Origin of the sequence: Haloarcula amylovorans, from assembly GCF_004681185.1 — an archaeon.
Classification (GTDB): domain Archaea; phylum Halobacteriota; class Halobacteria; order Halobacteriales; family Haloarculaceae; genus Haloarcula; species Haloarcula amylovorans.
The window spans coordinates 617,652-630,237 of record NZ_SRIF01000001.1; the positions used below are offsets into that span (position 1 = coordinate 617,652).

16 protein-coding genes are annotated in these 12,586 nt (G+C 64.5%); 10 read left to right on the forward strand and 6 right to left on the reverse strand.

Annotated features, from left to right (window positions below; translation table 11 throughout):
- Positions 1 to 33: 33 nt before the first annotated feature.
- The 3 genes from E4S61_RS03140 to E4S61_RS03150 all read right to left on the reverse strand — a co-directional run bounded on the left by E4S61_RS03140 (position 34) and on the right by E4S61_RS03150 (position 3,479).
- Positions 34 to 1,377 carry a sodium-dependent transporter gene (locus E4S61_RS03140; protein ID WP_135302445.1) on the reverse strand — a complete coding sequence of 448 codons (1,344 nt, stop codon included), beginning with the start codon at positions 1,375 to 1,377 and terminating at the stop codon, positions 34 to 36.
- 379 nt (positions 1,378 to 1,756) lie between these two features.
- Positions 1,757 to 2,467: an SDR family oxidoreductase gene (locus tag E4S61_RS03145; protein ID WP_135302446.1), complete on the reverse strand. Its 711-nt coding sequence runs from the start codon at positions 2,465 to 2,467 to the stop codon at positions 1,757 to 1,759.
- A 55-nt stretch (positions 2,468 to 2,522) separates the two neighbouring features.
- On the reverse strand, positions 2,523 to 3,479 hold the full coding sequence (locus E4S61_RS03150; RefSeq protein ID WP_135302447.1) for an NADPH:quinone reductase: 957 nt from the start codon (positions 3,477 to 3,479) through the stop codon (positions 2,523 to 2,525).
- Positions 3,480 to 3,814: 335 nt separating this feature from the next.
- Between E4S61_RS03150 and E4S61_RS26470 the strand changes: the two genes are divergently transcribed.
- Complete coding sequence (locus E4S61_RS26470) at positions 3,815 to 3,937, forward strand: hypothetical protein (RefSeq protein ID WP_280663320.1); 123 nt, start codon at positions 3,815 to 3,817, stop codon at positions 3,935 to 3,937.
- A 41-nt stretch (positions 3,938 to 3,978) separates the two neighbouring features.
- On the opposite strand, the gene E4S61_RS03155 is transcribed toward E4S61_RS26470, so the two are convergent.
- From E4S61_RS03155 to E4S61_RS03165, 3 genes are all read right to left on the reverse strand, one after another.
- Positions 3,979 to 4,707 carry a hypothetical protein gene (locus E4S61_RS03155; RefSeq protein WP_135302448.1) on the reverse strand — a complete coding sequence of 243 codons (729 nt, stop codon included), beginning with the start codon at positions 4,705 to 4,707 and terminating at the stop codon, positions 3,979 to 3,981.
- Positions 4,697 to 6,175, reverse strand: a complete 1,479-nt coding sequence (locus E4S61_RS03160; RefSeq protein WP_135302449.1) for a protein kinase domain-containing protein — start codon at positions 6,173 to 6,175, stop codon at positions 4,697 to 4,699. Before E4S61_RS03160 ends, E4S61_RS03155 begins: the two co-directional genes overlap by 11 nt.
- 124 nt (positions 6,176 to 6,299) lie before the next feature.
- Positions 6,300 to 7,259, reverse strand: coding sequence for a transcription initiation factor IIB (locus tag E4S61_RS03165; RefSeq protein WP_135302450.1), 960 nt, complete (start codon positions 7,257 to 7,259; stop codon positions 6,300 to 6,302).
- Positions 7,260 to 7,409: 150 nt separating this feature from the next.
- Here E4S61_RS03165 and E4S61_RS03170 point away from each other — a divergent pair, with 150 nt between their 5' ends.
- From E4S61_RS03170 to E4S61_RS03210, 9 genes are all read left to right on the forward strand, one after another.
- Positions 7,410 to 8,279 (forward strand): 3-hydroxyacyl-CoA dehydrogenase family protein, encoded by an 870-nt coding sequence (locus tag E4S61_RS03170; protein ID WP_135302451.1) that lies wholly within the window; start codon positions 7,410 to 7,412, stop codon positions 8,277 to 8,279.
- Complete coding sequence (locus tag E4S61_RS03175) at positions 8,276 to 8,866, forward strand: DUF2391 family protein (protein WP_135302452.1); 591 nt, start codon at positions 8,276 to 8,278, stop codon at positions 8,864 to 8,866. The genes E4S61_RS03170 and E4S61_RS03175 overlap by 4 nt, the downstream gene beginning before the upstream one ends.
- A 92-nt stretch (positions 8,867 to 8,958) precedes the next feature.
- Positions 8,959 to 9,138 (forward strand): HVO_2753 family zinc finger protein, encoded by a 180-nt coding sequence (locus E4S61_RS03180; protein WP_135302453.1) that lies wholly within the window; start codon positions 8,959 to 8,961, stop codon positions 9,136 to 9,138.
- Between the two features lie 2 nt (positions 9,139 to 9,140).
- Entirely contained in the window at positions 9,141 to 9,407 is a 267-nt protein-coding gene (locus E4S61_RS03185) for an elongation factor 1-beta (protein WP_135302454.1), read from the forward strand.
- A gap of 163 nt (positions 9,408 to 9,570) precedes the next feature.
- Entirely contained in the window at positions 9,571 to 9,864 is a 294-nt protein-coding gene (locus tag E4S61_RS03190; RefSeq protein ID WP_135302455.1) for a 50S ribosomal protein L21e, read from the forward strand.
- 1 nt (position 9,865) lies between these two features.
- On the forward strand, positions 9,866 to 10,222 hold the full coding sequence (locus E4S61_RS03195; RefSeq protein ID WP_135302456.1) for an RNA polymerase Rpb4 family protein: 357 nt from the start codon (positions 9,866 to 9,868) through the stop codon (positions 10,220 to 10,222).
- Positions 10,223 to 10,378: 156 nt separating this feature from the next.
- Entirely contained in the window at positions 10,379 to 10,957 is a 579-nt protein-coding gene (locus E4S61_RS03200) for a DUF655 domain-containing protein (RefSeq protein ID WP_135302457.1), read from the forward strand.
- Between the two features lie 128 nt (positions 10,958 to 11,085).
- Entirely contained in the window at positions 11,086 to 11,943 is an 858-nt protein-coding gene (locus tag E4S61_RS03205; RefSeq protein WP_135302458.1) for a 16S ribosomal RNA methyltransferase A, read from the forward strand.
- 2 nt (positions 11,944 to 11,945) lie between these two features.
- Entirely contained in the window at positions 11,946 to 12,581 is a 636-nt protein-coding gene (locus tag E4S61_RS03210) for a HemK2/MTQ2 family protein methyltransferase (RefSeq protein ID WP_135302459.1), read from the forward strand.
- Positions 12,582 to 12,586 lie beyond the last annotated feature (5 nt).

Below are 12,586 nucleotides of genomic sequence, written 5' to 3' on the forward strand. Positions count from 1 at the left end.
ACCGAAAAGCGTGTCGAGAGCGGGTAGAACACGTCAGAACGGTGCGAAGAAGGCGGGGTCGGAACCCAGGAACATCGTCTGGATACCGAGGACGAGCGTCCCGAGGAGGGCGACGAGGACGACGAGCCGGAGCGTCCAGAGCCACACCTGGCTGAAGCCGCCGAGCCCGTCCGCCCCCTGCAAGAGTTCATCGACGGCGTCACGGCCGACGACCCAGCCGACAAACACGGTCAACAGCAGGCCCGAGAAGGGAAGGAACAGTTGGTAGGCGAAGTTGTCGAACCACGTCAACCACGCCGTATTCCACGCGGAGGGGAGACCAAGCACGAACAGACCGAGGCCGGCCGCCCCGGCGAGGTAGGGTCGCGGTATCCCGTAGTTGTCGTTGGCGTAGGCGACGGTCACTTCCAGCAGACTGATGGCCGAGGACAGCGCCGCGATGAGGACGACGCCGAAGAAGACGACGCCGAAGACGCGGCTGTACGGGAGCGTTCCGAACCCGGCGGCCGTCGCCACGAACAGCGCGCCCGCGCCGCCGGTCTGGGTGGTGATCTCTGCGCCGATAGTGAGCAGGATGGGGAAGACCACGATGCCGGCGAGGATACCGACCAGCGTGTTCGAGACGACGATAACGCCGCCGTCGAAGACGAGGTTGTCGTCCTCGCCGACGTACGAGGAGTACGTTATCATGATGGCCATCCCGAGCGAGAGCGTGAAGAAGGCCTGCCCGACGGCGAAGGGAATGATGCTCCCGGCGTTCGCTATCATCGTCCCGAGGTCCGGCGAGAGGAAGAAAGCGTAGCCCTCGCCGGCACCGGGCAGCGTCGCCACCCACGCCGCCAGCGCGACCATCAGGACGACGATGCTCGGCACCATCACCTTCGTCGCCTTCTCGATGCCGTCCTCGATGCCGAAGGCGACGATGCCGACGACGATGGCGAGGAAGATCGCCTGTGCCAGCACCGCCTCGGGGCCGGACGAAACGGCTCCGAAGTAGCCGGCGGGGTCGCCGAAGTACGCGCCGCGGACACTCCCGAGGATGTACCGGAGGACCCACCCGCCGACGACGTTGTAGTACGAGAGAATCCAGAACCCGGTGAAGACGGCGAACCCGCCGACGAGACGCCAGTTGCGATGGCCCATCTCCTCGAAGGCATCGACGGCGTTGACGTTCGTCCGCCGCCCGAGGACGAACTCCGCCAGCATCGCGGGGAACCCGACGACGAGGACGGCAACGAGGTAGAACGCGACGAACGCCGCGCCGCCGTTGGTCGCGGTCTTGAACGGGAACTGCCAGAGGTTCCCGAGACCGACTGCGCTCCCGATAGCCGCGAAGAGGAATCCGACCCGAGTCGTCCACGTCTCTCGTTCTGACATAGTCGAACGATTGTGCCGGTTTCCCCGTTAACGGCTGTGATTCCGGCGAGATATCATGGCGTGGTGGACGCCGGTCACGACATCAGCCGACGATGGAGCGCTATATAGCGATATTATCAACGTACTAGTGGGCCGGCCCCACAGATTCACTCGTCCACACTCCTGGCCGCCGACCACTGATACGGACTGCTGTAGCTATCTTCCGGGCCGACCGCACGATTTCGTGCGGTCGATCCGGTACCGAACTACAGCAGTCCGTATGAACCAGTCAGCGACCCATCGTCATCGTGTTCCACCTCGTCTATCCACAGTGTGGACAGTCAGTCATGCGCTCCCTTCTCCCGGGGGGTCTCCCCTCGGCCCCCATCTTCTCCGAGTATCAGGCCTCACCGTAGACCGGCACCGCCGCACCGCTCGTGACCGACGCGGCGTCCGAACAGAGAAACAGCATCACCGCGGCGATGTCTGCCGGGTCGACCCACTCCTCGAAGTCGGCGTCGGGCATCATCTCGCGGTTCATCGGCGTGTCGATGACGCTCGGCATGACGCTGTTGGCTCGGACGGTGCCCAGGTTTTCCTCGGCGATGGTCTCTGTCAGCAGTCGGACGCCGGCCTTCGTCGCGCGGTAGATGCCGTCGCCCGCACCGCCTTCGAGCGACGAGCGGGCGGAGACGGAGACGATTGCGCCCTCGTTATCTTGTAAGTGAGGCAGGGCGTGTTTCGAGGCGAGAAACATCGTCTTCAGGTTGACGTCGAAGAGAAAGTCGAACGTGTCGGCCTCGGTCTCCGCTATCGGGTCGCCACCACGCCACGTCCCCGCGATGTTGAGGAGGTAGTCCAGTCGGCCATGTTCGTCGACGACGGCCTCGACTACGTCTGCGACATCTTCCTCCTCGGTGAAGTCGCCGCCGTGGAAGTCGATGCGGTCGGGACTCGATAGCTGGAAGTCCTCGCTGTCGGGTTCGACCACGTCGGCCCCACAGACGGTCGCCCCCGCTTCGAGGAAGGCGTTCGCTACGGAACTCCCCAGTGCGCCGCCGACGCCGGTGACCAGTGCGACCTCGCCGTCCATATCGAAGGTGACGGACATGTCCGAAGAGACGGGCGACGGCCCGATAAAAGCTCAGTCCGTCACCGGTTCGGTCTCAAGGGGTGACGACGAGTTTCCCGAGGAAGCTCTCTTCGAGGACGTCCCGGTGTGCGTCGGCAACCTCGGCGAGGTTGTACGTCTGTGCGACCTCGGCGGTGAGGTCGCCGTCTTCGAGGAGCGTCGCCAGCGACGCGAGTACCCCGCCGAAGTCGGGCGCATTGAACATCAGGACGTGGTGGACCGACAGCGACTTCGACCGGCAGTTCGGGACGCTCTCGAACGTGGCCGCGGCGTCGCTGTTGCCGATAGCGGCGACCCGCCCGTCCTGTGCGGCTACCTCGGCGTCGAACGAGAGGTAGTCGTCGAGGCGGTGGTCCAGAATCACGTCCGGGCGACCGGCCGCGACGACGGCGTCCGCGAGGTCGTCCCGAGAGTAATCCAGCACGTCGTCGGCACCCAGTTCGCGTAGCCGGTCGTGATACGTCGGCGAGGCTGTCGTGGTGACCCGTGCGCCGTTCGCGGCGGCGAGCTGGACCGCGACGTGGCCGACGCCGCCGCTTCCCCCGTGAATCAGGGCGCGTTCGGCGGGGTTCAGCGAGCAGGTGGCAACCAGCGACTCCCACGCCGTGACGCCGACCAGGGCGATGGCCGCCCCGGTATCGAAGTCGACGCTCTCGGGCAGGCGTGCCAGATGAGACTCGGGAACGGCGACGTACTCCGCACAGGTCCCCTGGAGCCAGTTTCCGAGTCCGGTAGCGAAGACGCGGTCGCCTTCGGCGTAGTCCGAGACCGACTCGCCGACAGCGGCGACCGTGCCCGCGCAGTCCGAGCCCGGAATCCACGGGAGGTCACCCGGTTCGTACCCGCCTTCGCGGAAGTAGGTGTCGACGGGATTGACCGCCGCGGCTTCGACATCGAGTAGTACCTCGTCTGCGCCGACTTCCGGCCGCTGGATCTCGTCGACCGTGAGGACGTCCGGTCCACCATGTTCGTGGAATCTAACAGCACGCATATGTCTCCCGACGGCTGGATTCGACAAAAGGATATGGACGAGCGAACCCGTTCGACCGCTGAGTACTGTTTGTCAGCGGTCGATAGTCGACTATCCGTTCCGGAAATGTTACAGAAGCTTTAATTACTTTCTTCTCCACCTACAAGTACGGAACCGAGCATTCACGCTGTACGTTTCGACCCGCTCGTTCTCTCTATCTGAGGGTCGAACGGCCCGGCTATGGCCTGATTCCTGCCGCTCGCGCGACCGAAACGTGAGATGGGCAGCGAGTCCGACGTTCCGTCTCACCGTATCAAACTATGACACCGACGAAACCGCAAACGGAAACTGAAGAAATGAGTGTCGAGCAAGCGAAAGCGCTCGAACACCTCAGAGACGCGTTACGCGCCGACACCTCTGAGAAGAAGAACTACCACATCCGAACGGCGCTACAGTTGCTGACCGTCGCCGCCGACTGAGGGGTCACTCGACAGTTCGTCGTCGTCAGCCGAGTTCCCATCTACAGCGTCGCGAGATTCTGCCGGAGTTTGATGGTCGCCGTCATCAGCGCCGTGGCCGTCATGATGACGAAGACGACCTGGACGTGAAGCACGACGACGCGGTCTAATCCCGCCAGAACGGCCAGATCCACCGCGAGAATCAGCGCGGCGAAGAGGAGGACTGGTAGCAGGTGCCGAAGTAGCGTGTCGATGACGGTTCCCTGCACCCGCGTTTCGGTGGTTCCTCGCCGGCCGAAGGCGGCCCCGCCAACAGTGAAGGCTAGCGCACTGCTACCCGACAACGCCACCAATAGTGGATGGCGACCGACCAGTCCCATCCCGACGAAGACGACGACGATCGCGAGCACTGCGGCTCGCGTGGTCGTCCGTTCGTGACGGATCTCCCCGGTAGTGGCCACCGAGACGACGCGCCCGTAGAGGACGCGCATCGTGACCGCTAGCGAGAAGACATGTGCCAACAGCAGTGCGCTCTTTACCGGCAACGCGAACACTGTCAGCACCTCGACGAGACCGAAGACGGCGTAGGCAACGGCGAACAGTCCGGCGAGTGTCAGCGCGTTCCACAGCGGCCGTTCGGCGACGAGTTCGCTGGCCTGCCGGTTACAATACGCGTAGAAACTAAATCGCAGGCCAAGGGCTGCCAGCAGCGACAGGGCGATGAAGAAGATGAACGTCAGATTTGGGTTGTTCGGTGCGAACGGCAAGCCGACCGAGACGCTACCGGCCATCCGTCCCCCGCGGCTCTCGAAGCGCGCGTAACTCCTGTGTCAGATGTGCGGCCGTCTCGTAGCGAGCAAGTTTTCGGGTCGCCATCGCTTTGCCGACGACGTCGTCGACGGCGGCCGGCACGTCCGCAACGTCGCTCGGCGCGGGCGGTGAGGGGGCGAGCACTTGCTCTCGAACGTGGTCGAACGAACCGGTGTACGGCGGCCGGCCGGTGAATAGGCGATAGCAGACCGCTCCAAGCTGGTAGATATCCGTGGCGTGGTCGATGCGGCCGAACCGACGCTCGTAGTACTCCGGCGCAGCGTAGCGCGGGTCGAGGAACTGCGCCGGGTCGGTGTACTGTCGATAGACGTCGACGAGACCGACATCGTTCAGGAGCGGTGGCTGGCGGTCGCCATCGCGCAGGACGTTCCCGTAGTAGCTAATGCTCGTCGGGTCAATCCCGGTGTGGACGACACCGTGTTCGTGGAGAGCGGTGACGGCGTTGGCGAGCCGTTCGGCCTGCCAGGCGGCTTCCGTCGGCGTGAATCGTCCGCGTTCGGCGAGCGTGAGGTCGGTGTACTCGGTCGCCAGCCAGTGGCGTGGCTCCTCGTCCCAGTCGTACAGGGTGACGACGTTGTCCGTCTTCGAGACGGCGGCCCAGTCGTCTAACCGCGAGGCGAGCGCCGTTTCGAACGCCCGTTCTGTGTCGGCGGTGTGAAGCAGCCGTAGTGCAACGGCGTGTTCCTCGTCGTCCGCGACGCCCAGCGTGCGATAGGCCACGCCGTACCGACGATGTTCTCGCGGGGCCAGAATCGAGAGCGCGTCGAACCGGCTCTCGTACTCGACGAGCGAGAGCCACTCGGCGTCGGTGGCCGCGGGCCGTCGCCCGATCGTGCGGCCGCTGCGTGCCTCGTTGTCCGTGCCCCCCTCGTCTTCGTCAGCGTCGGCGACCGTCGATTCGCTTCCAGCCACTGACTGCTCGGGATTTGTCTCCTCGTCGCCGTCTGCCAGCTGGTTCCGTTCGCCCGTTTCTTCCACTGGATCGTCGGGGTACACCTGTCGCGGGTCGTCCCCGAACCTCGTTCCGGCGACCCGAATCCGACCGACGTTCCGTTTTTCGAGACGCCGCCCCGTTGGACGAGACTGCTCGGCGCGGTGTCGCGCGGTCCCCTCGCCAGTCAGCGCGTCGAGTTCCGTCTCGACGGTCTCGGGAAACCGGGCCGCCAGATAGTCGAGGGCGAGGTCGGCGGCCAGCCCGTCGTCGCCGTTCGTCCGGTCGAGGAGCCGGCCGACGAGGTACGCGACCGTGTCCGGGTGGGCGTCGGCGACGGCACACAGGGCCGTCGCCGCCCCGAGCCGGACCTGCCGGTCGCCCGTGTCGAGGAGCCCCAGCAGCGTCGGGAGGGCATCCCGAGGGACGTCGGTCGCGGTGAGCACCGCCGCGACGACGGCGTTGGGGTCGGCTGTCCCGTCAGAATCCGATGTCATCGACGTGATACGGCTATACTCGACCGTACGAACGTTTCACTTTTTTGGTGGGAAGCGGCCGACCGCACACTGGAGAGTACGAGTCGGCGAGAAAAATGGCCGATTCACTGAAGCGGGTGGCCGGTCAGTGGATGCCCATCGCTTCGATCTGCTCTTGATACCGGTTTCGGATGGTAACTTCCGTCACCTGCGCGACATCTGCGACTTCGCGCTGGGTCTTCTTCTCGTTGCAGAGCAGCGACGCGGCGTAGATGGCCGCGGCGGCGTAGCCCGTCGGGGACTTCCCCGAGAGCAGGCCCTGTTCGGCCGTCGTGTCGATGATCTCGTTGGCCTTCGATTGGACCTCCTCGGAGAGTTCGAGTTCCGAGGCGAACCGGGGGACGTACTGCTTGGGGTCTACCGGTTCCATCTTGAGTTCGAGTTCTTGGGCGACGTAGCGGTACGTTCGCCCGATCTCCTTCTGTTCGACGCGGGAGACGTCCGAGACTTCTTCGAGGCTTCGTGGGATGCCTTCCTGTCGGCAGGCGGCGTACAGGCAGGCCGTCGCCACGCCCTCGATAGAGCGGCCGCGGATGAGGTCCTCGTTGAGCGCGCGTCGGTAGATGACCGAGGCGACCTCTCGCACCGAGCGCGGGACACCCAGTGCCGAGGCCATGCGGTCGATCTCCGAGAGCGCGAACTGGAGGTTGCGCTCGCCGGCGTCTTTCGTCCGGATGCGCTCTTGCCACTTTCGCAGGCGATGCATCTGGGAGCGTTTCTCCGAGGAGAGTGACCGGCCGTAGGCGTCCTTGTCCTTCCAGTCGATCTGGGTGGTCAGCCCCTTGTCGTGCATCGTCTGGGTCGTCGGCGCGCCGACGCGTGACTTCGATTGGCGCTCGGAGTGATTGAACGCGCGCCACTCCGGCCCGCGATCGATGTTCTCGTCCTCGATGACGAGGCCACAGTCCTCACAGACGAGTTCACCACCGCCGTCGCTGGTGATGGATTCCGACTCACACTCCGGACAGGTCTGCTGACCTGTATCCTCGGACTCCTGCTCACGCTCCTGCTGGTCCGTTTCCCGCTGGCGCGTCGGCCTTTCCATGTGTTCTTTTACGGAGAACGGCCTATCACGTATAAATGTTTTGGCTAAGGCAGTGATTTACCCCGGGTAAGTGCCTGCTACTGGTGGTGAATCGGGGGAACATCGGGGAGTGCGTAAAGGCTTAACCCGGGGGCGGCCGGTGGTACTGGCATGAATGTGGCCGTACTGGGGGCTGGCCCGCGCGGGCGCGACGCCACCCGTGAGTGCCTGCGTGCAGGACACGACGTGCGCTTGTACGACTCGGACGCCCACGCTGTGATGGACAGCATCGACGCCGTCGGACAGCGACTTCCGGAACGCGATATCAGCGACCACGTCGACGGCACGACCGGGTTGCAGAGCGCCGTCTCCGGCACCGATGTCGTCCTCGATACGACGGACCGCAACGTCGAGGGCCGTCGAGAACTACTCGCAGAGGCCGAACAGTTCGTCGACGACGCAACAGTCTTCGTCAGCGAGACGGAGGAATCGATTACTGCCGTCGCCACCGGACTCAAGCGCCCTGGGCGCACCGCGGGCCTCCACTTCGTCGAACCGCTGGATTCCGGCCTCGTCGAGGTCGTGCTCGCCGACCAAACGACCGACGCGACGCGCGAACGCGTAAGCGAGTTCGTCGAGGAACTGGACGGTGTCCCGCTCACCGTGCGCGACACGCCGGGGTTCGCTGCGACGCGTCTCGAACTCGCCGAACTGATCGAGGCGATACGCATGGTCGAATCCGGCGTCGCCACCGTTTCCGACGTGGACCTCGCGGCGACGCGAACGGAAGATGAACGCGGCCCGCTCGCCCGGGCGGACGAACGTGGACTCGACGCCGCCCTCGATTCGCTCGACCACCTCGCGTCGGCCCTCGACGAGCGCTTCGAACCGCCGGCGCTCCTCCGCCAACGAGTCGCCGACGGTCAGCTCGGGGAATCGACCGGCGAGGGCTTCTACATCTGGAAGAACGGCGAGCCGTCCTCGCCCGCCGAACTGGGGGCCCAGGACGCCGTCGCCGGTGACGACTTCGACGAGGGATGACCGACGACCGGCCCGAAGCTGACGACGACGGCGACGGCCTCAACGAACTGTTCGACGAACTCGAAGAGCTAGAGGACATCGTCGACAGCGAGGCCGAACGCGAACAGGTCCGCGAGGCGATGCGAGCGGCGACGGCGGCACAGGATCACGACCCTGCCGTCTTCGGTCGGGTCATCTGGGGGTTCGACCGCGAGGACTTTGCCGAGGCCGTCCTCGGGTCGCTCCTCTTCGGCATCCCGATGGCCGTCGAAGGGGGCACGATAGACGCGGGCCAACACATCGCACAGCATCCACTATACTTCCTCGGAACGCTGGCGGCGGCGGTGGCGATGGTGTTCGGTATCCTCTACGTCGCAGACTTTCAGGACGTTCGGGTCGCCAATCGTATCTTGGGAATCGTCCCGCGCCGTCTCGCTGTCGTTACGGCTACCGCATTCGCGGTCTCTGTGGCACTTCTGACCGGGTGGGGACTGGTCGAGTGGTCGACGGACCCTGTCGTCGTCTGGCAGTCGCTCAGTACGTGTACCGTGGCCTTCGTTCCGATGGCTATCGGCGCGGCGCTGGGTGACATCCTCCCTGGTAGCTGATTCCGCGCGACCTGTCGAGAGTCCATGACATCTATTCCCGTTGGCGGCGACGTTTGGCAACCGTTAAAAGCCGCGGTCGGATACGGGGTGGTATGAGCGAGAGCCAGCAAAAGCGGACGCAGAAGTGCGTCTCGTGTGGCATCAACATCGCCGGCAATAACGCCGCGGCGTTCAAGTGCCCGGACTGCGGGCAGCAGATCTACCGCTGTTCGACCTGCCGGAAGCAGAGTAACCTCTACAAGTGTCCGGACTGCGGCTTCACGGGGCCATAACGATGGGGAAGGTAGCCGCCAAGATCAAGGTCATGCCGCAGAGCCCGGACGTCGACCTCGACGACCTCCAGGAGCGTCTCGAAGGGTCGCTTCCCGAAGGCGCGAAGATCAAGGGTTTCGAACGCGACGACGTCGCGTTCGGCCTCGTTGCCCTCTTCCCGACGGTCATCATCCCGGACGAGTCCGGTGGGACCGACGCTGTCGAGGAGGCCTTCGCGGATGTCGACGGCGTCGAATCAGTTGACGTCGACACCGTCGGCCGCCTGTAAGCGACTGGCTCCCGTTTTCGCGTTCATCGACCGACCAGTGGCGACTGTGTGTCGGCACGACACCGACCACGCCAGCCACGCGGTTCTCGGCGCAATTCTCGGCCCACCTCGCGGACGTGGAACGCACGTTTTATTACGGCGACCGAACAAGCGGTGAGCAAGAATGCCTAGTTCACACGGCCCCCTCGAAGGAACTCGTGACAAACTCAAGAACAGCCCCCGGGACCGCGGTACCTCCCCGCCCCAGCGCTCCGTCGAGCAGTTCGAAGAAGACGAGAAGGTCCACCTGAAGATCGACCCCTCGGTCCCCGACGGCCGCTTCCACCCGCGATTCAACGGCCTGACCGGCACCGTCCTCGGCGAGCAGGGCACGGCCTACAAGGTCGAAATCGTCGACGGCGGCAAGACGAAGACGGTCATCGTCAAGCCCGCACACCTGCGCCGACAAGAGAACTGAGATGACCATCTTCAAAGCGAAGGTCGACGAGGAGTACCTCACCCTCGCCGAGACCAAGGCGGTACTCGAAGACCTCGAAGTGGAGCGAGCGGCCGACGAGGAGCGCGAGATGCGCTACGAACTCAAGCGGGCCATCGAGCACGTCAACCGGTTTGCCCTGCTCGACCCCGAGGAGTCCCGCGAGTTCGTCTCGCAACTGCGGGAACTGGAGAAGGTGGACGAACCGACCGCCTACAAGATCGCGAACCTCCGACCGCTTGACCGGGACGAGCTTCGCGCAGTCTTCGCCCAGGAACGGTACACCCTCTCGGGTGACGAACTGGACGAGATTCTCGACGTCGTCAGGCAGTACGCCTGATAGAAACTGTTGTCGCTGTGTCTCGGTATTCGCCGTCTCGGCGAAATACCAGACTGCCCTACACCAGTCTCTCTGCTACCGGCGGTCGTACGGCAGTCTCCCGTTTCTGGCCGTTCATCCACGGCCATTAAGTGTACTCTCGTCGTATCGCAGTGCATGACCAACACGGAGAGCGGTGGTGACGAGATGGTTGCGGCGGTCCTCGATCTACTCCCGCGCGGACGGAGCGACGACGACCGGCCACAACACCAGAAAGAGCCGCTCGCGTTCGTTCTCGATATCGATGAGTTCTATCTCTACGAACTCGTTCTCGACGACGACCACGACGTCTCTATCGGCGACCGGATCGACCTCACGGCGTTCGGCCGGGTGAACGAAATCGAGTACGAGGACCTGCCGAGCAGCGCGCAGTCCGAGCTCGACTACGCCGTCGAGGAGATCGTCGAAGCCGACGAACAGCGGTTCGTCGATTTCTACAACGACGCCCAGCCGATCACACTGCGACTCCACCAGCTGAACCTCCTGCCCGGCATCGGGAAGAAACTCCGGAACACGATTCTCGACGAGCGAAAGCGCCAGCCGTTCGAGAGCTTCGAGGAACTCGAAGAGCGCGTCAGCGGCCTCCACAACCCGAAAGAAGTGCTCGTAGAGCGCATCCTCGAAGAGTTGCGCGAAGACGACCTGAAGTATCGGACGTTCGTCCGCCGGAGCGAGCAGGGCGAGACCGATAGCTGAGCGGAGCGAAGCTATCGGCCTCGAAGCGGAACGGGGAGGAACGACCCGCGGAACAAGGCGAGGCCGATGACTGAGTCCGGCCAGCGAGTGGGCGACCTTTTCAACCGCCGACCGTCTACAGATAGCCAATGACCGACACGCAGACTGGGAGTCGCAATCCCGACGCGCTCGTCCGCCGGGCGGGCAAACGGGCCGACACCCGCCAGGACCAGCACTTCCTCGTCGACGACCGAGTGCTCGACCGCATCCCCGAATACGCCGTAGAGGCGGAGATAGACCTCTCTCACGTCCTCGAAATAGGGGGCGGGCCCGGGGCGCTGACCGACCGACTGCTCGGCCACGCTGAGGAAGTGACCGTCGTCGAGCGCGACCCGGACTTTGCGGCACACCTCCGCGAGGAGTTCGCTGACGAGCGAATGGCGGACCGACTGACCGTCCTCGAAGGGGACGCACTCGACGTCTCGCTGCCGGAGTTTACGGCCAGCATCTCGAATCTCCCCTACGGCGCGTCCTCCGAGATCGCGTTTCGACTCCTCCCACGAGAGCGACCGCTCGTCTTGATGTTCCAGCAAGAGTTCGCCGAGCGGATGGCCGCCGACCCCGGAACCGACGATTATGGCCGCCTCTCCGTGACGGCAGGCCACTACGCCGACGTGGATATCGTCGAGACGGTTCCCAAGGAAGCGTTCGACCCGCAGCCGCGCGTGACGAGCGCGCTTGTACGGACGACACCCCGGAAACCGGACTACTCCGTTCCCAACGACGATTTCTTCATGGACTTCCTGAAAGGGGTGTTCACTCAGCGCCGGAAGACGATGCGCAACGCTGTCCGGAACACCGCCCACATCTCCGGGTTGGGCAACCCCGACGCCGTCGTTGAGGCGGCCGACGAGGAACTGATGAGCGCCCGCGCTGGGAATCTCGCGCCGGCGGACTTCGCCGACCTGGCGACGCTGGCGTACGATGTCGGCGACCCGGAGGCGTGAGGATGGCGGAGGACGAGCAAACCGGCGACGCAGACAACGCGGACGACCCGGCCGACACCGATGGGCGACCCGCACTGGCCGATCAGCGCGACGTCGAGTCGGTGTACCAACCGGCGGAGGATTCCGATTTGCTAGCCAGGGCGGCCTACGAACAGGTCGGTGAGGGCGACCGAGTGCTCGACGTGGGAACGGGGTCGGGCTACGTCGCGGCAACGATGGGCGAGGCAGGAGCCGACGCCGTCGGCGTGGACGTGAACCCACTTGCGTGTCGGCAAGCCCGCGAGAACAGCGTGTGGGTCGTCCGCGGCAACTTACTCGAACCGTTTCGAGATGGCATCTTCGACCTCGTGACGTTCAATCCGCCCTACCTTCCGACGCCGAAGGAGAAGGAGTGGGACGACTGGATGGAACACGCGCTTTCGGGCGGCGAGGATGGCCGTCGTCTCGTTGACCCGTTTCTGGCGTCCGTCGGTCGCGTTCTCGCACCCGACGGCGCGGCGCTCTTACTGGTCAGTAGTCTCACCGACCCTGACGCTGTCTGTGAGTACGGCCGCGAACACGGGCTGACGAGTGCCCGAGTCGCAAGCGAGAAACATCCGTACGAGGAGCTTTCCGTCCTGCGGTTTACGCAGGAATAATTACC